Origin of the sequence: Natronorubrum tibetense GA33 (assembly GCF_000383975.1) — an archaeon.
GTDB lineage: Archaea > Halobacteriota > Halobacteria > Halobacteriales > Natrialbaceae > Natronorubrum > Natronorubrum tibetense.
Map to the genome: position 1 here is coordinate 1,952,710 of NZ_KB913017.1, position 22,273 is coordinate 1,974,982.

Annotated in this window: 23 protein-coding genes, 3 tRNA genes and 1 pseudogene; 12 read left to right on the top strand and 15 right to left on the bottom strand. The window is 62.9% G+C overall.

What is annotated here, in order from left to right:
- Positions 1-13 precede the first annotated feature (13 nt).
- Positions 14-757 carry an NAD-dependent glucose-6-phosphate dehydrogenase Azf gene (gene azf / locus NATTI_RS0110125; protein WP_006087776.1) on the bottom strand — a complete coding sequence of 248 codons (744 nt, stop codon included), beginning with the start codon at positions 755-757 and terminating at the stop codon, positions 14-16.
- 146 nt (positions 758-903) lie between these two features.
- Here azf and NATTI_RS0110130 point away from each other — a divergent pair, with 146 nt between their 5' ends.
- The 3 genes from NATTI_RS0110130 to NATTI_RS0110140 all read left to right on the top strand — a co-directional run bounded on the left by NATTI_RS0110130 (position 904) and on the right by NATTI_RS0110140 (position 2,835).
- Positions 904-1,269: a dihydroneopterin aldolase family protein gene (locus tag NATTI_RS0110130; RefSeq protein ID WP_027119116.1), complete on the top strand. Its 366-nt coding sequence runs from the start codon at positions 904-906 to the stop codon at positions 1,267-1,269.
- Between the two features lie 123 nt (positions 1,270-1,392).
- Positions 1,393-2,208: a hypothetical protein gene (locus tag NATTI_RS0110135; RefSeq protein WP_006087778.1), complete on the top strand. Its 816-nt coding sequence runs from the start codon at positions 1,393-1,395 to the stop codon at positions 2,206-2,208.
- 159 nt (positions 2,209-2,367) lie between these two features.
- The gene (locus NATTI_RS0110140; protein ID WP_006087779.1) at positions 2,368-2,835 is read left to right on the top strand and encodes a DUF5790 family protein; all 468 of its coding nucleotides are present in this window, start codon (positions 2,368-2,370) and stop codon (positions 2,833-2,835) included.
- A 44-nt stretch (positions 2,836-2,879) separates the two neighbouring features.
- Here the strand turns inward: NATTI_RS0110140 and NATTI_RS0110145 are convergent, their stop codons facing one another.
- Complete coding sequence (locus NATTI_RS0110145) at positions 2,880-3,617, bottom strand: creatininase family protein (protein ID WP_006087780.1); 738 nt, start codon at positions 3,615-3,617, stop codon at positions 2,880-2,882.
- Between the two features lie 48 nt (positions 3,618-3,665).
- Between NATTI_RS0110145 and NATTI_RS0110150 the strand changes: the two genes are divergently transcribed.
- Together NATTI_RS0110150 and NATTI_RS0110155 are read left to right on the top strand one after the other, a co-directional pair.
- Complete coding sequence (locus NATTI_RS0110150; protein ID WP_241434240.1) at positions 3,666-4,670, top strand: phosphatase PAP2 family protein; 1,005 nt, start codon at positions 3,666-3,668, stop codon at positions 4,668-4,670.
- A gap of 65 nt (positions 4,671-4,735) precedes the next feature.
- Complete coding sequence (locus NATTI_RS0110155) at positions 4,736-5,080, top strand: DUF5789 family protein (RefSeq protein ID WP_006087782.1); 345 nt, start codon at positions 4,736-4,738, stop codon at positions 5,078-5,080.
- Positions 5,081-5,145: 65 nt separating this feature from the next.
- Here NATTI_RS0110155 and NATTI_RS0110160 read toward each other — a convergent pair whose 3' ends face one another.
- Entirely contained in the window at positions 5,146-7,089 is a 1,944-nt protein-coding gene (locus NATTI_RS0110160; RefSeq protein ID WP_006087783.1) for an ABC transporter ATP-binding protein, read from the bottom strand.
- A gap of 93 nt (positions 7,090-7,182) precedes the next feature.
- Complete coding sequence (locus NATTI_RS0110165) at positions 7,183-7,677, bottom strand: DUF192 domain-containing protein (RefSeq protein WP_006087784.1); 495 nt, start codon at positions 7,675-7,677, stop codon at positions 7,183-7,185.
- Positions 7,678-7,737: 60 nt separating this feature from the next.
- On the opposite strand from NATTI_RS0110165, the gene NATTI_RS0110170 reads away from it, so the two are divergent.
- A tRNA-Val gene (locus NATTI_RS0110170) sits at positions 7,738-7,811 on the top strand.
- 276 nt (positions 7,812-8,087) lie between these two features.
- On the opposite strand, the gene NATTI_RS0110175 is transcribed toward NATTI_RS0110170, so the two are convergent.
- Both NATTI_RS0110175 and NATTI_RS0110180 read right to left on the bottom strand, forming a co-directional pair.
- Positions 8,088-8,621: a hypothetical protein gene (locus tag NATTI_RS0110175; RefSeq protein WP_241434241.1), complete on the bottom strand. Its 534-nt coding sequence runs from the start codon at positions 8,619-8,621 to the stop codon at positions 8,088-8,090.
- A 286-nt stretch (positions 8,622-8,907) separates the two neighbouring features.
- Positions 8,908-10,695 carry an ABC transporter ATP-binding protein gene (locus NATTI_RS0110180; protein ID WP_006087786.1) on the bottom strand — a complete coding sequence of 596 codons (1,788 nt, stop codon included), beginning with the start codon at positions 10,693-10,695 and terminating at the stop codon, positions 8,908-8,910.
- A 144-nt stretch (positions 10,696-10,839) separates the two neighbouring features.
- Here NATTI_RS0110180 and NATTI_RS0110185 point away from each other — a divergent pair, with 144 nt between their 5' ends.
- Complete coding sequence (locus NATTI_RS0110185; protein WP_006087787.1) at positions 10,840-11,640, top strand: hypothetical protein; 801 nt, start codon at positions 10,840-10,842, stop codon at positions 11,638-11,640.
- Positions 11,641-11,760: 120 nt separating this feature from the next.
- Here the strand turns inward: NATTI_RS0110185 and NATTI_RS26520 are convergent, their stop codons facing one another.
- The 3 genes from NATTI_RS26520 to NATTI_RS0110205 all read right to left on the bottom strand — a co-directional run bounded on the left by NATTI_RS26520 (position 11,761) and on the right by NATTI_RS0110205 (position 13,853).
- Positions 11,761-11,937 (bottom strand): hypothetical protein, encoded by a 177-nt coding sequence (locus NATTI_RS26520; protein WP_006087788.1) that lies wholly within the window; start codon positions 11,935-11,937, stop codon positions 11,761-11,763.
- A 143-nt stretch (positions 11,938-12,080) separates the two neighbouring features.
- A complete protein-coding gene (locus NATTI_RS0110200; protein WP_006087789.1) occupies positions 12,081-12,992 on the bottom strand; it encodes a hypothetical protein in 912 nt (303 codons plus the stop codon).
- A gap of 414 nt (positions 12,993-13,406) precedes the next feature.
- Positions 13,407-13,853, bottom strand: coding sequence for a DUF7344 domain-containing protein (locus NATTI_RS0110205; RefSeq protein ID WP_006087790.1), 447 nt, complete (start codon positions 13,851-13,853; stop codon positions 13,407-13,409).
- 224 nt (positions 13,854-14,077) lie between these two features.
- Between NATTI_RS0110205 and NATTI_RS0110210 the strand changes: the two genes are divergently transcribed.
- Positions 14,078-14,151: transfer RNA gene (locus tag NATTI_RS0110210), tRNA-Phe, on the top strand.
- A 429-nt stretch (positions 14,152-14,580) separates the two neighbouring features.
- Positions 14,581-15,531: a phosphatase PAP2 family protein gene (locus NATTI_RS0110220; protein WP_241434242.1), complete on the top strand. Its 951-nt coding sequence runs from the start codon at positions 14,581-14,583 to the stop codon at positions 15,529-15,531.
- A 135-nt stretch (positions 15,532-15,666) separates the two neighbouring features.
- On the opposite strand, the gene NATTI_RS0110225 is transcribed toward NATTI_RS0110220, so the two are convergent.
- The 3 genes and pseudogenes from NATTI_RS0110225 to NATTI_RS26950 all read right to left on the bottom strand — a co-directional run.
- On the bottom strand, positions 15,667-16,695 hold the full coding sequence (locus NATTI_RS0110225; RefSeq protein WP_006087793.1) for a lysylphosphatidylglycerol synthase transmembrane domain-containing protein: 1,029 nt from the start codon (positions 16,693-16,695) through the stop codon (positions 15,667-15,669).
- A gap of 526 nt (positions 16,696-17,221) precedes the next feature.
- Positions 17,222-17,803 carry a carboxymuconolactone decarboxylase family protein gene (locus NATTI_RS0110230; RefSeq protein WP_006087794.1) on the bottom strand — a complete coding sequence of 194 codons (582 nt, stop codon included), beginning with the start codon at positions 17,801-17,803 and terminating at the stop codon, positions 17,222-17,224.
- Positions 17,804-18,052: 249 nt separating this feature from the next.
- Positions 18,053-18,199 (bottom strand): annotated as a pseudogene (locus NATTI_RS26950) (RNA-guided endonuclease TnpB family protein); the annotation flags it as partial.
- A gap of 158 nt (positions 18,200-18,357) precedes the next feature.
- Between NATTI_RS26950 and NATTI_RS0110235 the strand changes: the two are divergent.
- Positions 18,358-19,218, top strand: coding sequence for an aldo/keto reductase (locus NATTI_RS0110235; protein ID WP_006087795.1), 861 nt, complete (start codon positions 18,358-18,360; stop codon positions 19,216-19,218).
- A 10-nt stretch (positions 19,219-19,228) separates the two neighbouring features.
- Here NATTI_RS0110235 and NATTI_RS26775 read toward each other — a convergent pair whose 3' ends face one another.
- The gene (locus NATTI_RS26775; protein ID WP_193787772.1) at positions 19,229-19,396 is read right to left on the bottom strand and encodes a hypothetical protein; all 168 of its coding nucleotides are present in this window, start codon (positions 19,394-19,396) and stop codon (positions 19,229-19,231) included.
- Positions 19,397-19,523: 127 nt separating this feature from the next.
- Here NATTI_RS26775 and NATTI_RS0110245 point away from each other — a divergent pair, with 127 nt between their 5' ends.
- Positions 19,524-20,390, top strand: coding sequence for an alpha/beta fold hydrolase (locus NATTI_RS0110245; RefSeq protein ID WP_006087797.1), 867 nt, complete (start codon positions 19,524-19,526; stop codon positions 20,388-20,390).
- Positions 20,391-21,045: 655 nt separating this feature from the next.
- Here NATTI_RS0110245 and NATTI_RS0110255 read toward each other — a convergent pair.
- Positions 21,046-21,117: transfer RNA gene (locus NATTI_RS0110255), tRNA-His, on the bottom strand.
- A gap of 179 nt (positions 21,118-21,296) precedes the next feature.
- Here NATTI_RS0110255 and NATTI_RS0110260 point away from each other — a divergent pair.
- Positions 21,297-21,752: a DUF5814 domain-containing protein gene (locus tag NATTI_RS0110260; RefSeq protein WP_006087798.1), complete on the top strand. Its 456-nt coding sequence runs from the start codon at positions 21,297-21,299 to the stop codon at positions 21,750-21,752.
- Positions 21,753-21,826: 74 nt separating this feature from the next.
- Here the strand turns inward: NATTI_RS0110260 and NATTI_RS0110265 are convergent, their stop codons facing one another.
- Complete coding sequence (locus NATTI_RS0110265; RefSeq protein WP_006087799.1) at positions 21,827-22,246, bottom strand: hypothetical protein; 420 nt, start codon at positions 22,244-22,246, stop codon at positions 21,827-21,829.
- Positions 22,247-22,273: the final 27 nt, after the last annotated feature.

A 22,273-nucleotide genomic window follows, 5' to 3' on the forward strand; every position in this document is an offset into this window, starting at 1 on the left:
AAAACGGCCGGCGTCAGTCGTGCTCGGCGGAGTTGTCCCGCGGCTCGTAGCCGAGGGCCTCCTTTGCGCGCTGGATCGAGTAATATTTCCGGTCGTTGTCGCTAATCCCGTAGACGATTTCGTACTCGTAGTCGGCCCGAATACAGCGATCGAACAGGTGTGCACAGTCGCGGTAGGAGAGCCACATCGCTTGCCCGCGCTCGTAGTCGATCGGGGGGTGGCCTCGAGTGAGGTTTCCGATGCGGACGTTGACGACCGAGATGCCGTACTCGTCGTGGTAGTACCGACCGAGGGATTCGCCAGCGACCTTCGAGACGCCGTAGAGGTTGCCCGGGCGGGGGAGTTCCGTCCCGTCGAGCAGGTAGTCGTCGTCCGCGCGGTACATGTCGGGCGTTCGCTCCTCGGTCTCGTAGTGGCCGACGGCGTGGTTGGAGGACGCGAAGGCGACCTTCTCGACGCCCGCATCGACGGCGGCCTCGAAGACGGTCTGTGTCCCGTCGATGTTGTTCGTCAGGACGCTGTCCCACGGCGCGGTCTTACGGGGGTCGCCCGCAAGATGGAGGACGACGTCGATGCCGTCCATCGCCTCGCGGACGGTCTCTTCTTCGGTGATATCTGCGACGACGAACTCGCCCGGATAGTCCTCCGTCGGCGGATCGCGGTCGAGCAAGCGCCACTCGTGGTCGTCCGCGAGGCCCTCGAGGATAGCCTCTCCGACGCGCCCCGCAGCCCCGGTCAGCAGGACCGACTGTGCCATTCGTTCGGTGGGAGGCACAGGGGCGATAAGAACCATGCGGTTCCGAGTCGGTTCGAGTGGGTGTAGCACCCTTCGGTCGCGTCGGAACGACGCGACAGGCCGTCCGCATCGCAATCCCCTTGCCGACCGCACTCGAGCACTCCCACATGACCAGCGATACCGACCCCACAGTCGCCGAGGCCGCCTGCTTCGAGGCTGGCATCAAGTTCGGCACGCTCTACCACCAGTTCGCCGGCACTCCGGTGTCGCCCGACAGCGCTGCGAGTCTCGCGCGGGCGATGGAGGACTCGATCACCAATCAACCCCACTGTGCGGCGGTCACCGTCGACGTGATGGTCGACGAACTCGAGGCCGAACTCGCCGATTCGGCGGCTGATTACACGGAACTGACGGGACGGTTTCTCGAGGTCGAGATCGTCGTCGACTACGAGGGCTGTGAGGTCGTCACGCGGATGGCAATGGAAGACGGCTATCCGCTGATGCGCGTCGAGTCGGTTCGGGGTCGCGACTGATCGGCGGGCGGCCAGCGACTCCCTCGCGGAGCGCCCTACTGGCTTCAACTCGAGCACTCCACCGTCGACACCATTTTTCAGAAAATCCATACTTCTTGACACTCAACCTGTAGGGCAGACGTGATGGGTCCCCTCAATTCAGTTGCCCCGTTTCACCGTGACCTCGCGCTCGCCGTGCTCGCAGTGGCGCTGCTCACTGCACCCCTGTGGGCGGCCACGCTATCGCTCGGCGAGCCGGTCACCGAGTACGACCGCGTCGAAGTCACGACCGACGGCGACGGCGTCGCGTACGCCGATCCCGATGCCGTTCCGCCTGAGACACCGATCAGCGAGTCGATCGAGTGTGCCGGCTGGGGCGGTGACGTCCGTGCGTGCAGCTTCGAAGAGCACCTCCTCGAGGTCGACTCCCTGCCGACCAGTCTCTACTCGACGAACCCGAACTCCACGTCGGTTCCGTGGACGCTCACGGCGGACTACTACGACTACGTCCAACTGGACGACCGACTCTACGAGGTAGCCTACGAGACAAACGCGTCGGCACAGCGCAGCGACGGCATGTACCGGGTCGACATCACCCTCGAGCCCGCCGATCCCGACGATGTCCTCCGCTGGGAGTCGATCGATGTCGACGATGCCGACCTCCCGTCGGTCGTCGCCGATACCGCACGAGACGGATCGGGAACGAGTCGGGACGCCGTCGACGTCCCCGAATCACCGATTGAACTCGAGGACGGCACCTACTACCGAGTCTATCAGGAACGGGGCGAGCGCGACCCTCCGACAGGCGAGCGTCCCCTTTCGGCTGCGCTGACGTTCGTCTCGCCCGTCGTCGGCCTCATCGTTCTCGTCCGTCTCTCCCGTCGGGTCGAGATCTCGTACGTCGGCGCCGGTGAAAACGACGACGACACCGGGGACCCGTCGACCGAGAACCAACCGTAGCGGCGACTCGACTCGACCCGTTCCGACACGAGCGCTCGGAACTGCGTGACTTCCCTTTCGAAACGCCGCTGCCGTTCGGCCGGTATCGCTCTGCTCGAGTCGATTTTCACTTTCACTTTCGGGCGACCTTTTAACCCCAGTCACGGTGAAGGGAATAACATGAGTCAAGCGACGTTCGGCGACGACGAGGAACTGTTCGGCGAAGCCGCCAACGAAATGCGCGAGGACGTCGAGGCCTCGCTCGAGGAGGCCTGGGACGCACTTCCGAGCGCCGACGACGTCTGGGAGACCGACGCCGACAACGTGCTGGGCGTGCTCAACGGGCTGAATTCCGCGCTGAACGCCGGGGATGCCGAGGACCACCTTCGAGACGCCAAGAAGTGGTTCACGATGGGCCAGCGAGCCGACGCCTTCGAGGACGCCGACGACCTTGAAGAAGAGATCGGCGATCTCGAGGAAGCTATCGAGGACATCTCCGACGCCGGCGAACAGGTTGGCGAACTCACCTCGACGATTCCGGCCCTTCGCGGTACGCTCGAGGACGCCGGTCCCGCCGAGGACGAGGAAGACGAGGAGGAGGAAGCGGAGAGTGACGCCGACGAAGACGACGAGGAAGACGAAGAGTAACCTCGAGCCGACTCCGGTCACCGGTACTCGTGCGAACGAGCCCGCTACCGACGCTCGGGCCGCGAGACGTCTCGCTCTGCGACGGCCTCGAGCAGCCGCGCCAGCGCGTCGCCCGCTCGCTCGAGAAGCTCCTTGCCGCGCCGTTCATCGCCCGCGTCTGGATCCCCGACGACGCCGTTTTCGCTGAAGGCTGCCGAATCGTAGGCGAGATTCGTGTGACTTACCCACTCGCCCCAGCCGTCGGCTCGCCCGGCCTGGGCCTCGTCCATCCGATCCTCGCGAACCAGTTCGGGCTCGCAGTGGCGAAGCAGGGCAGTCTCGAGCGGGCCGCCGTGGCCCATCTCCGCGGAGTGTTCGCCGACGGCCTCGAACCAGGTGAACGGGACGGCGTACGCCTCGCCATCGCGGGTGACCCGGCCGCCGACCTCTCGCAATGCGTCGACGTTACCGCCGTGGCCGTTGACGAGGACCACCCGGTCGAAGCCGTGGTAGGCGAGGCTCTCGACGGCCTCGCGGACGTAGCGTCGGAACGTCTCGTCGGAGACCCACATCGTCCCGGGGAACTGGCGGTGCTCTTCGGCGACGCCGACCGGAATCGCCGGGGCGCGCACGACCTCGCGATTGACGCGCGCTATTCCGGCGTCGGCGACCGCCTCCGCGGCGATGACGTCCGTCCCGAGCGGTGCGTGGGGGCCGTGCTGTTCCGTACTCCCGACGGGAACGACCGCGAGATCGGTCTCGCAGTCTCGAACGTCCGTCCACGTCGCGTCGCGTAGGTTCATGCGGGAGTACTCCCACGGAGCAGCCAAGAAACCCCCGGTGGACGCGACTTGTTTCCGCCCCCATTTAGTACGCTTGCAGCTGCCGGTCTCGACGGTATCCGACGATCCGTCGAATCCGACGCCATGTATCGCGGCGGCGACGTTCTCGAGTCGCTCCACGGCTCCGTTCCGGAGTGGTTGCTCCTGCTCGCTGCACTCGTAACCCGCCTCGGCGACGTCGCCACCGTTATTTCGATCGTGATCCTGGCGTCCTGGTTGCTCACGTGGCGAGGGACGGCGGCTGAACTCGAGTCTCCGGAGACGGATTCGATCGCACCGAACGCCGACCGCGCGCCCGCCGTCTGGCTCGTGGGCGTCGTCGTCGGCGGGCTGGCGGCGATGACCGCACTGAAATATCTCTTCGCGTTGCCGCGGCCAGAACTCGTCGCGGCGACACCAAGCATGTTACCGACGGCGCTCGAGTCGACGTACGTCTCGACGGTGACGCTGGGCGGCTACGGCTTTCCGAGCGGCCACGCGGTCGGGGCCACCGTCGCCTACGGAGCGCTGGCGCTTGCGACCTCCCTCGGGACGCGTCGCAGCCGACTCGCGGTCGCGGGCGTCCTCGCGCTCGCGGTGAGCCTCTCACGGGTCGTCCTCGCCGTCCACTACCCCGGCGATATCGTCGCCGGAATCCTCCTCGGGGTCGGCTACCTCGCGGCGGTCTGGTGGCTGCTCGAGCGCTCGCCGGCCGATCGCACGACGACCGCCTTCGCGCTGGCGCTCGGTCTCGCACTCGTCGCGATAGCCGTCAGCGGCGCCGCGGGCCGGTCGGTGGCGTACGCCGCACTCGCAGCCGGCGGCTTGACGATCTGGTCGTTCGCCCGTCCTCGCTCCGGTCGGCTCTCGTCCGCACGGCCCGCGTATCACGCGGAGTCGGCGACGATTGCACTCGCTCTCCTCGTCGGTGTTATCGTCGTCGGTGGAGGGCTGCAGTCGGTCGGTCCGGCCGCCGCCCTCGGTGCGCTGGTCGTCGTGCCGGCGGTGATCCGGCCGCGGCTGTCGCCGTCGTAGCGGCGACCTCGCGAGTGGCGAACGCAGGGGCAATCGGTTTTTGACGGCGTCCGTACATTCCGACTATGACTGACGACAATCGACAGCTCGGCGTCGAACTCGGCGAGCTCGGCGACGACCTCGAGTCCGCGGAGTATCCGATGAGCGAGGACGAGTTGCTCGAGCGCTACGGTGACGGGGAGATCGAGATGGAGGGCGAGACGGAGACGCTCGAGCACATCATCGGCCCGCTGAACGAGGACGAGTACCGAGACTACGGCGAGGTCGAGCAGGCGATCATGAACATGGTCGGCGACGAGGCTATCGGACGGAAGAATTACAGCGACCGCACGCCCCCGGCGGCGGGCGAGGACCGCCAGGACGAAGGCGCACCGGACCAGGATGACCAGGAAGGCCAGGAGTCGTTCTGACGGCCCGAGCGACGATCGATGGTTGCTGGTCGAGTACCGGTTAATGGTTGCTGGTCGAGTACCGGTTAATCGTCGTCGTCGGTGCTGGCTTCCGTACGGGCCGTTCGGCGCTGGGCGCGCTCGATGAACTCCTGTGGCAACTCCTCGATCTCGCCGGCCTGGACGCCCCAGAGGTGCGAGTAGAGGCCGCCGTTTGCTAACAGTTCGTCGTGTGTCCCGCGTTCGGCGATACTCCCGCCCTCGAGCACCAGGATCTGGTCGGCGTCCTTGATCGTCGAGAGGCGGTGGGCGATGGCGAACGTGGTCCGCTCTTCGGTCAGGTCGTCGATCGAGCGCTGGATGAGCATCTCGGTCTCGGTGTCGACGTCGCTGGTCGCCTCGTCTAAGACGAGTATATCCGGATCCTTGAGCACCGCGCGGGCGATGGCGACGCGCTGGCGCTGACCGCCCGAGAGCTTGACGCCGCGCTCGCCGACCATCGTGTCGTAGCCGTCCGGCAGATTCTGGATGAACTCGTGGGCTTCGGCGGCTTTCGCCGCCTCGACGATCTCCTCGCGGTCCGCCTCGAAGGTGCCGTAGGTGATGTTCTCCTCGACGGTGCCATAGAAGAGGAACGACTCCTGGCCGACGTAGCCCATCGACTGGCGCAAACTCGGCAGTGAAACCTCACGGATGTCCTGGTCGTCGATGCGGATCGCCCCGTCGTCGACGTCGTACAGTCGAAGGAGGAGTTTGAGGACGGTCGACTTCCCGGCCCCCGTCGGGCCGACGAGCGCGACCGTCTCGCCGCCGTCGACGTCGAAGGAGATGTCGTCGATGATCCGCTCGTTTTGTTCGTATCCAAAACTCACTTCGTCGTACTCGACGCGGCCCTCGGTTACCTCGAGATCCGCGGCCCCCTCGTCGCGTTCGATCCGCCCCTGCTCGTCCATCAGGCCGAAGATGCGCTCGCTCGAGGCCTCGGCGCGCTGGTACATGTTGACGACCTGGCCGAACTGGGCCATTGGCCAGACCAGTTGCTGCGTGTAGAGGATGAAGGCGACGAAGACACCCTCCTGGAGCGTTCCGGTGAACGGCCCCGGCGCGGTGCCGGTGAAGACCCAGTAGCCCCCGACGACGAACGTGAGGACGAATCCGATCCCCGAAATGAGTTGGAGGCCCGGGAAGAATCGAATGCGCAGCCAGATCGCCTCCCAGTTCGTGTCGTAGTATTTCTTCGAGACGTCCTCGACGCGGTCGGACTCGTACGTTTCGGTGTTCGAGGACTTGATGACGCCGATCCCGCCGAGGTTGTTCTCGAGTCGCGAGTTCACCTTCCCGACCGAGGAGCGGACGGCGGCGTACTTCGGCTGGATTTTTTTGACGAAGATGTAGGTGAAGATCGCGATCAGCGGGACGGGTGCGAGCGAGACCAGCGCGAGTTGCGGGTTGAGCCAGAACAGCAGGAAGGAGATGCCGACGACCATCACGATCAGTCGGGTCGCCGAGTTCATCCCCTCGTTGAGAAAGCGCTCGAGTTGGTTGACGTCGTTACTCAGGACGGACATCATCTCGCCGGTCTGTTTCGAGGCGAAGAACTCCATGTCCAGACGCTGCATCTTGTCGTAGGTTGCGGTCCGGACGTCGTGTTGAATGTCCTGCGAGAACGCGTTGAACCCCCAGTTTCGGAGCCAGTGAAAGATCGCACCGAGGGCGAACGAGCCCGCGATAGCGGCGGCGACGAACCAGAACTGCCCCTCGCGCGTCGCCGGCAGCCAGGCTTCCGGCAGGATTACGAGCGGAACCTGCTCCGCGAATGCCGCCTCGCCGAAGATCGCGTCGATCGCGACGGCGAGCAGCAGTGCGGGCAGCAGATCCAGCGCCCGCGCGAGCACGCTCGAGATCAGCCCGACGGTAGCCGAGAACCAGTAGGGACGACCGTACTCGAAGAGCAACCGTCGCATCGGACTCTCGACGCGTTCGCGTTGCTCCTCGAAGGGATCGTCATCGTCCCAGTCGACGTCCTCCATTGCGTTCGGTTCGGGGACCGCCGCCAATAAGGGTTGCTACGAACCGAAACACCCCAGCCGCCGGTAGCGTTCCGTGTCGCTCTCGCGTGCAACTTACTGGTACTCGATTTCGATCTCGTCGCCCGGTTCAATTCCCCGTTCGTCGGCGTAGCCTCGCGGCACCTCGAGGACGTACTGAGCCCGGCCGGTGTACTCGAGGTTCTCGCCGTCCTCGTCGGCGTCGGGTGCCCGAGCCGCCTCGATGGACGTGATCTCGCGGTCGGCGTCGACGAAGATGATGTCGATGTCGAAGTCCATCTCGCGCATGAAGTAGGTTCGCTCGCCCTCGCTCGAGTGGACGAACAGCATCCCCTCGCCGTCGGCGAGCGAGTCGTGATCGCTCAACCCGGTGTAGCGCTCGGCGCGGGTGTCCGCGACCTCCGCGTCGACGACGGCGAGTTCGTCGCCGGTGTCGGCCTCGAGGACTCGGACTTCGGCCTGTTCCTCGGCCCAGGGCGGGGTGATCAGTCCCAGTTGGAGGACGAGCAGGCCGATCAAGGAGAGGGCGACGAGGAGAAGGAGGGACTTCCAGACCCGCTCGAGGACCATACCCCTCCTGCGGCGTGAGAAAGTAAAGGTTATTCGGACGGGGGGATTTGGTCGGCATACGGGCTCGTGGTCTAGCTGGTTATGACGCGGCCTTTACAAGGCCGAGGTCGGTGGTTCGAACCCGCCCGAGCCCATATTTCTGCCGCGAACAAGTCGTGAGCGGCAGAAATCTGTCGCGAGTGGTGGGTTCGAACTAGACCGAGGTTCTGCGCCGCAGGCGCAGGTTCTCGGGCGTAGTTCGAACCCGCTCGAGCCCACCGTCGAAAACTCGTCCGCTGTTACACCCCCTAGTTATATTTCGGGTGAAACGCCCGCTCACTAGCTGGGCGAATTGATCACAGACACATCTGCTGGGGAAATAGCAGTAATAGGATGCCACACAGGATGTGATGGCCGGCACTATAGGCAAGTCAGTTGTTGAGTAGAGGGAGTGACCGGTGATGCACGATATCTGAAAAAACGGTCCCCAAAAGAGACATCCAAAGGACACAGAGAACGAGTCCGAGGATCACTGCCCAGTGAAATTGTATTGCAAGCGGTGCAAGAACTACTAGGGGAATAGCTATCGGAGTAAGCATTATTTGTAGTAGTTCTCCAAGCCATGCCGGCCCAAAGCCAGCCATTTCGATGAGCGCCCAGACCAAAGAGACAGCTATGAAAATAGCGAATACGGCGAGAGCAGTATCGTCTGGCTGAAACACCCGCTGACGGTACGGTAACGTATACTGCTCAGTCTCGCTACGCTGCTGCCTGAAGAGTGCTACGACCGCAGCAAACACGGTAGAACCGAAAACCGCAGCTCCGATAGCAATTGCGACCAATTCTGTGGTGGGCTCCGTGTAGGGTGGTAGCCGCTCCGTCGTCACGTTACGATTGATGTACCACACTGCCGGGAAGAGCGCCATAAAAAACGGAATGACCATTGTACGAACGAGTCGTCTCATCATTCACTCTAATTTATACTAACGTATAAACATAATCCCGCTCTGCACCCGTTTTGCAGTTACTGAAGTGATTGAGAGGAATACCGGTACCTGCTTGCCCTGTACGTGCCATTAGAGGCCCAGAATCGATCTACCGCCGAGTATCTCAACCTCCCTTCCGCTACCCCGTCGCGATAGGTCCCCGAAACCGATCCTCCCGTCCGATGTAATTCGAGACGAATTGACAACCCCCACCTCGAGCGTCCGCAACTCGCAGCACTTGAGCCCGCTTCACTGCGCGGAGCAATCACTGCGCCGAGTACAGCTCCGCGTACGCCCCGTCCAGCTCGAGCAACTGTCCGTGCTCACCGCGTTCGGCGATGGTGCCGTCCTCGAGCGTGTAGATCCGATCCGCGTCCCGAACCGTCGAGAGGCGGTGGGCGATGGCGAGGATCGTGTACTCCTGGGACATCGATTCGATGCCGTCCTGGACCCGGCGTTCGATGTTGGCGTCGAGGTCGCTCGTCGCCTCGTCTAACACGAGGATGTCGGCGTCCTCGAGCAGGGCGCGGGCGAGGGCGACGCGCTGACGCTGGCCGCCGGAGAGTCGGACCCCGTCGTCGCCGAGTTCGGTGTCGTAGCCCTCGGGCAGTTCGTCGAGGAACTCGGTGACCTGGGCGATCTCGCAGGCCTCTTCGACCTCTGCCCGGGTGGCCTCGCTGTTCCCGGCCGTGACGTTCTCGAGGAGCGTCGTGTTGAAGATATACGGGTCCTGGCGCACGAACGCGAGTCGCGAGCGCCACTCGTCGGTGTCGAACTCGTCGATCGAGTCGCCGTTGGCGGTGATCTCGCCGCTGTCGGGTTCGTAGAGGCGAGCGACCAGCGCGGCGATGGTCGATTTCCCCTCCCCAGACTGGCCGACGAACGCGACGAACTCGCCGTCGTCGACGCGGAAGGAGAGGTCGTCCAACACCGGCTCGTCGGGTTCGTAGGAGAACGAGACGTCCTCGAACGCCAGCGGCGTCGGCCTCTCCGGAACCGGACAGTCGCCGCCCTCGTGGTCCCGGTTCGCCTCGAGTTCCTCGATGAACTGCTGCGTTCGGACGAGGTGGGGGAGGCGGCCTTCGACCTTGTAGAAGTACTCGTTTGCGTTGCTGACCCGCGGCCCGAGCTGGAACATGATGAACAGGAACGCGGCCAGCGCGCCCAGCGACATGTCCGCGAACGTGATAGAGACGTAGATCAGGCCAAAGACCATGACGGCGATTCCGAGGTTGTACGCACAACCGATCGCGGCCTCGTTGCGGCCGAGTTTGATCGACGAGGTAGTAAAGCGCTCGAGGTGGGTGGAGAACGTGTCGTAGATCTCGTCGTGTTTCCCGATGAGCTTCACGTCCCGGATCCCCTGGGTCCCCGTCTGGACGCTCTGTTGGATCCCCTCGTTCGCGTCAGCCACCTGATCGCCGACGTCGTAGCCGCCCTCGAGCACGTGTCGAACGAGGAAGGTCAGGGAGACGATGGCGACCCCGGCGACGACCGTCATGAGCGGCGAGATGTAGAAGGCGATGGCGAGGTACATCCCGATCAGGAGCACCTGTTCGAAGAAGCGAACGAAGTCCCGGATCACCTTTCCGGCGTACTCCGCCTGCGTCACGATCGCGTTGAGAACGTCGTCGGAGCCCTCTTTGTCGAAGTAGGCGACTCGAGCGTCGAGCGCGCTCCGGAAGGCCTGGGACTGGAGGTCGCGGACGTAGTGGGTCCGCAGCCAGACGCGCATCCAGCCGACGGCGAACGACGCGAGATACCGGACGGTGATCACCGCGCTGACGGTCAGCACGATGTACCCCAGCGTGAACGGGATTCCAACGAACTCGAACGCGGTCAGGAAGACGCCGACGAGTTCGTCGTCCGCGGCCGCCTCGCCCGATCCCTGTGCCATCTCGATGATCGGGATGATGAAACTCACCCCGACGCCCTCGAGTATGGCGACGATCCCGCTGAAGACGATGAGGAAGACCGTGAGTGCCGGGCGATAGGTCGCAACGAGGTACAACCCCCGGAGCTTCTCGCGGCGTGTGAGATCCTCGGTAGACATGAATTCGATTCGGATTACTGCTCGAGACGGTATTGTTATGGGAACGTTATCGACTCAGAGAGTGTTCACGCCCGATGGTAGTATTCGACTATGGACCGTGAACGATTCTGCCATCTTTTGCGCCGGCGGGGCGTTTCCCGCCGTATGTCACTGCCCGATCGGTCGTCGCTGCCGGCTCGGACCATAGAGCGCGTCTACGCCGATCTGCCGTTCGCCGTCCCGTCGTCGGTCAAGAACGCGTACATTCGCCGAACGGTCGACGACGACTTCGGTCCGTTCGATCACCCGCCGGATCCGTTCGCGACGTTGACGGTCGATCCGGCCGACGTTCGATCGTTTACCGGCCGTCCCTATCCGCCCTACCACGAGAAGGAGGCACAGTTGGGGACCGTTCGCGACGGCAATTGGGACCGCACCGACGACGTGGAGATCGTCGACGACGACTATCGGGAGCGATACGACCTGTACCGAGCTGATCGGTTCTCCGAGAGCGTCTTCTTCGAGTCGATGCGTGCACACTTCCAGGACGGCCTCGACTGGACGGAGACTCCGTTCGTCGAGCGCTGTCTCGAACTGGCGGACGCCGGCGAACCGTCCTGGCGGAGTCTGACCTCGCGCGAGGACGTTCTGGACCGGTGTGCGGCGATCGATTCGCTCTACGAGCGGATCGAACGCGACGGCTACCAGTCCCAGCGAGACCTCGGCTACGGTTCCCTGCTCGGCGTCACCGAAGAAGTGCTCGTCGACATCGGCCGCGACGGCGACCTGCTCTTCGTCAACGGTCGTCATCGATTGGCCATCGCGAAACTGCTCGGCCTCGAGTCGATCCCCGTCGGCGTCCTCGTTCGCCACCGAGACTGGATGGTCTACCGAGACGGCTGCGCCCGATCAGGAATCGCACCCGACCATCCCGATCTTCGTGATCTGGCCGAGACCGACGGCTGAGTGGACGCGTCACCCGCTCACGAACTACTCACTCAGAAAACGAACGCTCGTCGAGATCGAGAGTGCCCGCGGACTCGAGCGGCGCTCGAGCTACGCCGTCGCGACTGCCACCCGAAACGGCTAACGCTTGGCGACGAGGTCCAGCCACCGCGAGGACCAGATCCACTCCGTAGACGACGGCCGATCGTCGTCCGTCGTCGCGATTCGCACGCCGACGACGCCGGACATCGACTGCGGGTCCCACTCCGCGTCGGCGGGGGCCGGCCTAAACGCGTCGTCGTCTCGGTTCTCGAGCATATTTCGTACCCGCCACGACGCGATGAATGGGGTTAGTTAGGCGCGGCTGAACGACGACCATGTGTCCCATACCGCTCGATTTACCGCCGTCAATCATCGATAACTGGGTCGGAAGGGAACGGCTGCGGGACAATCACCGCTGCTCAACTGCTCGGGACCGTTGTTGCGGTCCCGCTGCCGTCGTTCGAGGGATCGAACCCGTGCAACTCGCGCACGTCAGGATGCTCGAGGTTCGCTCGCGCCCGATTGGTCAGCGCCGATCGTCGCGTCGCAGTCGAGAGTTCATCGCGGATCGACTGCCAGCGTGCGTGTCGGCGACGGACCAGTACGGGAATCTCCTCGAGATCGAGGAGTCTGGCGATCGCCAGTCGGTGATCGCCGCGGTCGCCGTGCAACACCGCACCGTCCCTGCCGATGCTCACCGTGATCTCGTCGAGCCGTGGATCGAGCGTCCGATCCCACTTGTAGAAGATGTCCTGCTGGTAGTCGGGCCGCTCGGCCCAGAGTTCCGGCTGCGAGCGGTAGCCGTCAGTCGCGATTCGCTCGTAGATCGCGTCGAGCTTCTGGAATCGTGTCTCGAGTTCGTCGGCGGTCGCACAGCCCTTTGGCTGTTCGCCGGCCGCGAATCGATCGCGGTACTGCTCGAACTCGGCCGTCTCCCGCCAGGGAACGCCCCGATTGAAGTGTGCCTCGACGCTGCTGTAGGCGGCCGTCTCTCCGAACGGGACCGTGTCCCGATCCCAGTCGCCACCGTCGACTCGCCCCCAGCGTTTCGACGGCGTTCGGACCTGTCGATCGATTCGGTCCGGGTCGATCCACAGCCGGACGAACGGATCCGCGTCCGTGACCGACCCGGGATGTACTCGGCGTCGCGCCCGGAGATACGTCCGGCCGGCCGGAATGCCCCCCGATCGAGACAATAGTCGCCGACAGAGCCGATCCCGTCGTCGTCTGTACACCGGGACGCTTCGACGGTACAGTTCGCGTGGCCCCTCCGATCGCGCCGTCGAGGCTGCACGTCCGAGTAGTTCCCACATGCCGGGATCTCGAGCCATTTTACGAGGCTATGTGGCTTCGCAATGTCAGTAATGGGTCCGTGATTGTCGCTCGAACTATTACTTCCGGCACCTACGAACGTTTCGAGGGTGGTCGTCGACGGTCGTCGAGACCGATTGCCCACCGCCATCGCTCCCGCTCACACCTCCGTTTTCCATTACCTTCCACTTAACGTCGAGAATTGGGGATTACTGACGCAAATCGCTCCGTTCGAGTGCGGTAACTCGAGGATACGCTTACAGCGGACGCTTCCGATCCGCAGGAATCGCTCCCAGTGGTGGATACCGATCGCGACGGCAGTCGTGGCTGCTGACTCAAACAGTATCGACGCTCTCGTTTCGCGTCAAAAAGCAGGTCCTCGTGCCTCGAGTCGAACTGTTGTTGCTCGTCGCTGTCCAACCGTACGCGACGCCTTAGTGTTTGAGTCGGGCGACGTTCTCTCGAATCTGTCCCAGCAGGCCGTCTCCGGACTCCTGCGTGAGGGCCGCGTGGAGCGTCGAGTTCTCCGGCTCGTCCTTGACGACGACGCGGAGGTACGGCTCGAGTTGAGTGAAGTTCTCCGAGAGGACGACGGTGTGGTTGTCCTCGTCGTGGTCGACGACACCCGCATCGGCCAGTTTCGGGACGTGACACTGCACCGATGAGACGTAGACGCTCTTGTACTCGTTTTTGGCGACCTCGTCCGGTGGGACATCGTGTTCCCAGCCCGCGACCTGTTCGGCGAGCGTCGACAGCTCGATCGGGCCGTCTTGTCCGCGCAGCGCGTAGAGGAGGTATCGGCGGCGACGGTTAGCAAGCAACTCGAGGATGGTGTCGGCAGAGAGTTCTTGATCCTCCTGACTCGAGGTAAGTGCTTCCATAACACGATATTACTCGCCAGCCCGGAAAAGGGTGTCTTGAATATCCCGAAATCCAACAGACACGAGTCAATGAGTCATAAACGTGACCGTATCCTCCCCGTTATTGTGCAATACGTGTTCCTACCGGGAATTACTGCCTGGTGAATTTACCGTGGGTGACACTCACACGAACGGCAGCCTCGATTCGAAATCCTTTTTTATACCATCGACGGATGTGTGAGTGAGCCGCCTTAGCTCAGACTGGGAGAGCACTCGACTGAAGATCGAGCTGTCCCCGGTTCAAATCCGGGAGGCGGCATACTTTTCCGCGAGGCAATTCGCCGAGCGGAAAGTATCCAACCGACCGGTTTGAACCCTGGAAGTCACAGCCCGGGAGCGCAGCGTAGTGAGCACCCCGGAATGTCTTCCTCCGGTTCAAATCCGGGAGGCGGCACTTCTCGCGGCGAACAACTTCGTGAGCCGCGGGTGTGCGACCCGAGCGGATTTGAACTAGAGAACTCGCAGCGCGAGCGAAGCGAGCGACCGTGTTCGCGTGGTTCAAATCCGGGGCTGCATCATACCCACTGTGCAAATGTCTCAAGATACGTTAGACGTCTGGTGGTGGGTGGAGCACTCGCTGTAGCTCGCTATCCGCGAGGTCGTCACCGATAGTGCTGACCGCGTCGTCGCCCTCGAGAACGTTCGAACCCGATATGCTTTTGACCGTGTGTCCTCCTGTATCCGTGCTGTGAAAGGATCTGTCTTTCTTTGGGATCCGTCGACCAACGAGTGGGTTCGTGAGCTCGTCGAGCCACTCGCCTCCGTGTTTGCTGCGCTCACACATCTCGGTGACGGCGCGTTGTTGCTCGTCCTGGGTGTGCTCATTTACTGGTTCGGTGCGCTCGAGAGCCGTCGGGACCGAGTGTTCGTGATCGCCGTCGGCGTCGCCGCGCTGGCCCTGTCGGCTGGACTGAAAGGTGTCGTTCAGTTGCCCCGTCCGGCGTTGGCGTTTACACCGGAGGGGTACCCCGGGTATTCGTTCCCGAGTGCCCATGCGATGGGCAGTGCAGCGTTTTACGGGGCGCTCGCGGTGACGATGGAGTGGAGCACCCGCCTTCGTCGCTATCTGCTGGCCGGGAGCGTGATCGCGATCGTCGCGTTTTCACGGATCGTGATGGGCGTTCACTATCTCGGTGACGTCGTCGTCGGCGTTGCACTCGGACTCGGGCTGGTTGCCATCGGCGTCTGGACACGCGACGAAGGGTTGTTCGAGCCCGGGTCGATGTTTGCACTCGCGATCGTCATCGCTGGTGTCGCAGCACTGCTTGGTTCCAGTGTCTTCTTGACGTTGACACTGGGCGCGTCGATCGGCGGATTAGTCGGCTGGCACTATATCGACGGCCGACCGACCACCCGAAGCGGGGCTGCAGTCTTCGTACTCGGGTCCATCACTCTCGTCGGTATCGCGGCGCTTCGTCTCGTCTCGTTACTGTTTGGCGTGACGGCTTCCGGCGGAGCGTTTACGCCAGTGGTGTTCTTCGGGGAAATCGTTGGATATGCAGTGCTCACTGCTGCGGTGTTGTTGCTTCCGTGGGTCGCGATTACGATCGAGGATCGACCACTCGTCAGACGATTGCAGTCACAGCTTCCCTTTAGCAACCGTACGATTGACGTCGAGACATCACAACGCGGCGATTGAGGCGGACTGCTGTCCATCGGTTCCGACGACCGTGAGTGCGTGCGGCCGGTCTAGCGATGACTTGCAACTGTCGGCACGAGCGTCGTCCGCAGGCCGAGCAACCAACCGATCACGCGCGACCCGTCGTCTCCAGAGTTAGCTCGCTTCGGGTGGGAGCGGATCTTTGAGCGTCAGTGCGATGGAGGCGAGTCCACTGAGGAGAATCGTGAACCAGTAGGTTGCGAAGCGATACAGGAGCGCGATAGCGAGTGCGACCGCGCTGTTCATGGGGAAGAGCAACAATAGTGCTCCCGCCAGTGCCGCCTCGACGCCACCCAGTCCGCCCGGAGTCGGAACCACGAACCCGACTTTACTGATTGCAACGGCTGCCATCGCAACACCGAAGGGGATCGATGTGCCGACTGCGGCGGCCGAGATGTAGAGGGCCGCTGCGAACGCGAGCCATGCGACGTGGGCATAGACGAGTGCGATGCTCATTGCGCGTCGATCACGGGAGACGAGATTGAGGGTCGTATAGAACCCTTCGAACCGGGTGACGACGTTCTCACGACGGAAATGGTCAGCTTTGTCGGGTGCGATACGCTCGAGGACGCGTCGAAGCCCGGTCGCGAGTCGCAAAAACGCCTCGAGTACCAGTTCGTGACGCAGCCATACGGTGGCGGTGAACAGGAGGACAGCAACGATGATCACGGCTGCCATAGGTGCGTACTGGCTGAGATCGATCGGTGGCGAGTACACCAGCAGGACGAACGCGAACCCGATCGATCCGAACGTGTAGTAGGGAACGTAGTTGAGGAAGTCTGCACCGACGACGGCGGCGAGGGCTTCTTCGTAGGCCGAATCGTAGTATCGGCTGACGACGGCGGCGATACCGACGCCAGAGGTCACTTGTCCGTACGGCGTCACGTACTTTGCGAACATCGCGGTCAGGAACAGGCCACCGACGAGCCAGTACGGTCGTGGTTTGTCGACGATCGAGAGCAGTCGATGCCAGACCAGGGTTCGACAGAGCAGACAACACAGCGTCGCCACAAACGCCAGCATGTAGAGTCGAACGTTCGCTCGGCCGATTGCTGCGAGTACCTCCTTCCAGCCGACTGTGAGGACGAATAAGACGAGCAAGAGAAGTGAGATCGCCACCGCAACGACGGCTTGTCGCTTCATCGTCTGTTTGTTTCTGTTCCCACCCCACTTACCAGTATGGTCCTGTGGTATCCAGTTCGATCCCGACGAGGAGTTCGTAGAACTGTTCCAATCGCACTACACGAACGTCCGGTGCGAGCGGGCGCTGTCACCCCCGGAAGACCACGGCCACTCGCATAGCCACCAGCACTGAGTGACGACTCCGCCACCTCACGATAGTCTCGCGCTGTCCCCGCCAAACCCGAGGGGTGGCATTTTTTCCGCGAACAATACCGCGAGCAGCAGAACTCCACCGGAGCGAATTTGAGCTGAACACGTCGCGGCCCTTACAAACACGGTGATGAGGAGCGTCTTAACGTAGTTCACAATCTGCGTCCCGAGGAGTCCTCTCGAGCACAGATGACGACTACGAGACGGCATTCGGTGCCCAAGGACGGTTTCGATCTGATAGCGATCGGTCGGTCGTCCGATATCGAACCGTGAGTCCGAACCGATCCAGTCTCAGTCCGACCGAAGCCGGTCGGAAACGTCTCCCGACCGACCTCACTCACAGATTCTCGAGGTCCCACCCGACGAACTCGTCCTCGAGGTCCACCTGCAATCCCTGCAGTACTCGCGCCAGCCCCAGATAGCAGCCCGAAAGCATCCCGACGCCGAGGATGACGGCTTCGTCGTAGTGGGCAGCGAGACGCTCGTGGGTGTCGTCCTCCACCTCGCCTTCGACGAATTCCTCGACGTACGCGACGAGGGCCGCGTGCTCGTCCGCGAGGCGGTCGGGTTCCTCGCGCGAGATGGCGAGAAGTTGCTCCGGCTCCATCCCTTCGTCGAGGGCGACGCGAACGTGCTGGTGCCACTCGTAGGCCGTCTCCGCGTAGTAGGAGGTCGTGAGGATGACGAGCTCCCGTTCGTGCGGCGAGAGACCGCTGTGGTTCCACACGACGGAGCCGTAGGCTCGGAACCCCTCGAGCAATGCGACGTTCCGCCCGAGCGTCCGGTAGACGTTCAGGGTGCCGCCTGTCAACGAGTGGCCGCGGTCCGCGTCGTCTACGTCCGCGTCGGAGAGGGTATCGAGCAACTCTCGTTTCTCGGCCGGCAGGTCCGCCGGATCGACGTAGCTGATTCGTGCCATACCGTGGCGTTTCGCTCGAGGGCCATATAGTCACTTCCAGCGGAGCAGCGACTGGGGTCGATTCGAAACGGCGGCCGTCGGGTCCAAACACGCACATCTCCCGGACGGAGCGTCGAACACGTCCCCTATCGTGTCGTTCCGAGATACATTCTTGACATCCTCCCCGCGCTAAAGCGCGAGGATTCTCGAGTCAAGCGAATCGTAGATTCGCGTACCTCGCAAATCTCCGATTTGCTCAGCGTTGGGATATTACGGTTTGCAACCTGCCTGTTCGCTCGGTACGAAACGCCCCGAGGTTTGATTGAACAGGTAGGCTACTGGCCGTGCCAAACGACCGTTACTCATATCCCCCGTAGGAGGATTCTGAGTTACCTTTCTGCGAATGTTGACTGCAGCGCGTATTCCCGAGCGAGCCGTCCGAGAGCGACGACTCGAGCGGCCCAGCCGAAAACAACACCGAGAACAACGACTGATCCAACGGGCCCACGGGAGGCGTCACAGTCGTGGCAACTGAGCGGCGAACGATTATCCGTCTCGTTCCTGTTGCTCCGTCCGTGAGCAGCGAGACGACCAGCAACGAGAGCGACACGTTCGAGATCGGCGACACGACTATCCACCGACTCGGCTTCGGGGCCATGCGCCTCTGTGGCGAGGCGATCATCGGTCCACCCGAGGATGATGAGACGGCACGTGAGGTCCTCGAGCGCGCGGTTGACTGTGGCATCGACTTCGTAGACACGGCGGATTCCTACGGCCCCGGCGTCAGCGAACGCCTCATCGGCGAGACGCTCGGCGATCCAGACGACGTGCTGGTCGCAACCAAGGCCGGTCTCCTTCGCAATCGCGACGGAGAGTGGCTCGCCCACGGCGACCCGGACTACATCCACAATCAGGTGCTCGCCTCCCTCGATCGACTGCGGACCGACACCATCGATCTCTACCAGTTCCACCGTCCAGATCCGGACACGCCCTACGAGGACTCCGTGCAGACGTTCGCGGAACTGCAGGACGACGGACTCGTCGACCAGGTCGGCGTCAGCAACGTCTCCGTCGAGCAACTCGAGACCGCCCGCGAACACGTCGACGTCGCGACGGTCCAGAACCGGTTCAATCTGGACGACCGCTCGAACGCCGACGTGCTCGAGGTCTGTGCGGAGAACGAGATCGGGTTCATTCCGTGGGCACCGATCGACGGCGACGATCTCGAGGAACACGGCCACCTGCTCGACGGACTCGCCGAGGAACACGACGCGACGCGGCGGCAGGTCGCCCTGGCGTGGCTGCTCGAGCGCTCCGACGTGATCCTCCCGATTCCGGGCACGTCGGATCCGGACCACCTCGAGTCGAACGTCGCCGCCTCGAAGCTGTCGCTTTCGGAGGACGAGATTCAACGGCTGACCGACGCGTCGGAGTGAGAGACGGGGATCACTCGCCGACGTAGACCGTTTGCAGCCGCGAGCCACAGTCCGGACAGCAGAGCGTCTGCCACTTCGTGGGGTCGAGACCCCCAATCGTTTTCGTGCGGCGGGCGTCCTCGAGTGCTATCGCGGCACCACAGCCCTCACAGTCGAAGGGACCGTCCGAGTCGGACATCGACCGATCGTACGCGCGGGTGGGTATTGGCTTGTCGGTCCCGCGATCGACGTTCGAGTAGTCCCAATCGTGCAGTTCGCTTGTCAGCAACCGAAGAGTAAACTGACTGTGTGCGAACGGGTAGCGCATGGGAACCACGGCCGATATCGACGAGTTGGACGACCTCGAGCACGGACTGGCTCGCGTCAACGACACCAAACTCCACTACGTAACGGCCGGCAACGGGCCGCCGCTGGTCCTCTGTCACGGCTGGCCCCAGACCTGGTACGAGTGGCGCGAGGTAATTCCCGCCCTTGCGGCCGACTACACCGTCATCGCGCCGGACCTTCGCGGGATGGGCGACTCCGAGACGCCCCGTGCGGGCTACGACAAGGACACCGTCGCGACCGACGTCCGCGAACTCGTCCACCACCTCGGCTTCGGTGACGATTCAATCGCGCTCGTCGGTCACGACTGGGGGATGCCGACGGCCTACGCGTACGCCGCCCAGTACCGCGACGAAGTCGCCGCACTCTGCGTGCTCGAGGCCGGACTCCCGGGGATCAACGAGGACGGGAAGCGAAAGCTCTGGCACACGCGCTTTCACACCGTTCCGGATCTGCCGGAGCGGCTGGTCGCCGGTCGGGAACGGCTCTACCTCTCGTGGTTCTACACGGAGGGGGCCTACGACCCCTCGGCGATCAGTGACGACGCTCGCGACGAGTACGTCCGCTGTTACTCGCAGGCCGGCGGGCTGCGGGGCGGTTTCGAGTACTACCGGGCCTACGACGACGATGCCGCGAACAACGAAAGTCACGCCGAGGCGCCGCTCGAGATTCCGGTCCTCGCTCTGGGCGGTGCCGAGTCGTTTCGCGAGCTACCGATTCGCGATATGGAGGCCGTTGCGACGAACGTGGAGGGGGAAGTGCTCGAGCGAGCCGGCCACTGGATTCCGGAGGAACGGCCGGCGTACTTCGTAGAGCGGTTGCGTGGGTTTTTCGCGGACGCGATGTAGTTCCGAGAGTGAAAAACAAGCTCGAGGGGTGATATCGACCTCGACGCACGTTCTCGAGGCTTAGGCTACCAGAATGCCTTCTGACCGATCCGCATCCGATTCGAACCGCGAAATCGCCTCGGCGACGTCTTCATCGGTTGCGTTCGGTGGGTGCTGCTCGTCGTCCGTTTCGTCAGTCATTTCTCGTCTCCTTGTCTGCCTCCTGTCTGTATAGTGAGTGGTGGAGATAGTTCACAATCCGTTCCGCTGGGTATCCACACCGCTGGCAGATGCTCTCCCCTTGCTGGGGATCCCACACGGGCTTGTGTTCTCCATCGTCACACGCCGGTTTCATTTGCTATCCCTTCTCTTCCCCATGCGGTCGAACGGAGCCAGCATGCATAGTTGTCAGGTAATGTTCACGTTAGCTCGTAGGTTACCCTCGAGTAATTGCGATTCTCGGTTCCACCCCGACGAATTTCTGTGGCTCACGAGGTCCTTTGCCGGAGCAGTACGGCTACTTCGAGCCATCGAGAACGGAGTGATCGATGGCGTCACAGACGGTCCGGGTGCGAGAATCGAACGACGCCGAGACGTGCTCGCTGACGCTGCGCGCGACTCGTCTAGTTCGATTTCGATCGGACTTTCGACTCCTCCGTGAAGTCGTCGTCAGAAAGTCCGGGTGCGAGAATCGAACCCGCGTCTCAGCCTCCACAAGGCTGAAGGATAACCACTACCCCAACCCGGACACGCTTGCAAGAAAAAATACGCGCGGTCGGACTGAAATACGTTACGACTCGAGTACGCACCCGTGCGACTCCGTACCGCGGGATTTCCAGACGCACTGCCGACGAGGCGGTTGTACGCCATCCCAGCGAGCGTCGACCGGGACGTTTTTCGGCACACAGGCCCTAGCACCGCCAACGCGTGGCCATCACCGACAAAATCTACGTCAAGAATCACCGCCAGCTCAGCTCCCAACTCGAGACGAACATCCCGAAGGGCGCGTTCAAGGGTGCGACGCTGGACATGCTCTTCCAGGGCCAGGGACTCGAGAAGCTCGACGACGCGACCCGCGACCGCGTCCTCGATTTCACGGAGGACTTCCTCGACTGCGGCTGTGACAACAACCCCTACTGTGGCTGCCCGGAACGGAAGTTCCTGCAGTATCTCCTCGAGTTGCGCGCACAGGGGCTGGGGCCGGACGCCATCGTCGACGTGATGACCGACGATTACATGGTGTACGCCTACCCCGGCGACGTGCTCTCCTTTCTCGACAACGCGGTGCGGACGCTCGAGGCGGCCGAGGGGCTCGCCCAAGTCGACGGCGCGGACGAGAAGTACGACGAGATTCGACGGGAGAAGCAGAATCTCACCCGCTGATCGCAATCCTCAGGGAACCACTACGTCGCAGTCCGTGCACGCGCGCTACCGCAAACGCTGACTCCTGTCGCGTTCTATCGCAACTGGTAGGACTCGTCTTCTTCGTCCAGTTCGTCGAGTAACAGCACTTCGTCCTCCTCGTCCTCGAGTCGGTCTTGCAGGTCGTTGACGTAGCCCTTGTACTCGTCGAGCTGTTCCCGGAGGTGGTCGGCCTCGAGTTCGAGCCGTTCGTGCTCGCGGATGAAGCTCTTCGGGACCTCGACGCTCGGCGGGAACGTCCGGTCGCCGTCGTCGCCTCCCGGCCCGGCCGCGCCTCGCGCCTCGAGTTCGTCCTCGGGGACGACCTCGACCTGCCCGTCGTGTTCGACGAGCAGGTCGACGTAGTCCCGAAAGACCGCGGACAACGAGATGTCGCGTTCCTCGGCGATGTCCTGGAGCGCCGCGAACGCGTCCTCGTTCACGCGAAACGAGATCGTCTTGTTCTTGTTGCCCATTGGCATCCATTCGTCGGTCCTGATACT

What these genes read in the sequence shown, in the direction of transcription:
- azf (WP_006087776.1), bottom strand. Translation starts at nt 757, where the DNA reads ATGGCACAGTCGGTCCTGCTGACCGGGGCTGCGGGGCGCGTCGGAGAG.
- NATTI_RS0110130 (WP_027119116.1), top strand. Translation starts at nt 904, where the DNA reads ATGACCAGCGATACCGACCCCACAGTCGCCGAGGCCGCCTGCTTCGAG.
- NATTI_RS0110135 (WP_006087778.1), top strand. Translation starts at nt 1,393, where the DNA reads ATGGGTCCCCTCAATTCAGTTGCCCCGTTTCACCGTGACCTCGCGCTC.
- NATTI_RS0110140 (WP_006087779.1), top strand. Translation starts at nt 2,368, where the DNA reads ATGAGTCAAGCGACGTTCGGCGACGACGAGGAACTGTTCGGCGAAGCC.
- NATTI_RS0110145 (WP_006087780.1), bottom strand. Translation starts at nt 3,617, where the DNA reads ATGAACCTACGCGACGCGACGTGGACGGACGTTCGAGACTGCGAGACC.
- NATTI_RS0110155 (WP_006087782.1), top strand. Translation starts at nt 4,736, where the DNA reads ATGACTGACGACAATCGACAGCTCGGCGTCGAACTCGGCGAGCTCGGC.
- NATTI_RS0110160 (WP_006087783.1), bottom strand. Translation starts at nt 7,089, where the DNA reads ATGGAGGACGTCGACTGGGACGATGACGATCCCTTCGAGGAGCAACGC.
- NATTI_RS0110165 (WP_006087784.1), bottom strand. Translation starts at nt 7,677, where the DNA reads ATGGTCCTCGAGCGGGTCTGGAAGTCCCTCCTTCTCCTCGTCGCCCTC.
- NATTI_RS0110175 (WP_241434241.1), bottom strand. Translation starts at nt 8,621, where the DNA reads ATGAGACGACTCGTTCGTACAATGGTCATTCCGTTTTTTATGGCGCTC.
- NATTI_RS0110180 (WP_006087786.1), bottom strand. Translation starts at nt 10,695, where the DNA reads ATGTCTACCGAGGATCTCACACGCCGCGAGAAGCTCCGGGGGTTGTAC.
- NATTI_RS0110185 (WP_006087787.1), top strand. Translation starts at nt 10,840, where the DNA reads ATGTCACTGCCCGATCGGTCGTCGCTGCCGGCTCGGACCATAGAGCGC.
- NATTI_RS26520 (WP_006087788.1), bottom strand. Translation starts at nt 11,937, where the DNA reads ATGCTCGAGAACCGAGACGACGACGCGTTTAGGCCGGCCCCCGCCGAC.
- NATTI_RS0110200 (WP_006087789.1), bottom strand. Translation starts at nt 12,992, where the DNA reads ATGGCTCGAGATCCCGGCATGTGGGAACTACTCGGACGTGCAGCCTCG.
- NATTI_RS0110205 (WP_006087790.1), bottom strand. Translation starts at nt 13,853, where the DNA reads ATGGAAGCACTTACCTCGAGTCAGGAGGATCAAGAACTCTCTGCCGAC.
- NATTI_RS0110225 (WP_006087793.1), bottom strand. Translation starts at nt 16,695, where the DNA reads ATGAAGCGACAAGCCGTCGTTGCGGTGGCGATCTCACTTCTCTTGCTC.
- NATTI_RS0110230 (WP_006087794.1), bottom strand. Translation starts at nt 17,803, where the DNA reads ATGGCACGAATCAGCTACGTCGATCCGGCGGACCTGCCGGCCGAGAAA.
- NATTI_RS26775 (WP_193787772.1), bottom strand. Translation starts at nt 19,396, where the DNA reads ATGTCCGACTCGGACGGTCCCTTCGACTGTGAGGGCTGTGGTGCCGCG.
- NATTI_RS0110245 (WP_006087797.1), top strand. Translation starts at nt 19,524, where the DNA reads ATGGGAACCACGGCCGATATCGACGAGTTGGACGACCTCGAGCACGGA.
- NATTI_RS0110265 (WP_006087799.1), bottom strand. Translation starts at nt 22,246, where the DNA reads ATGGGCAACAAGAACAAGACGATCTCGTTTCGCGTGAACGAGGACGCG.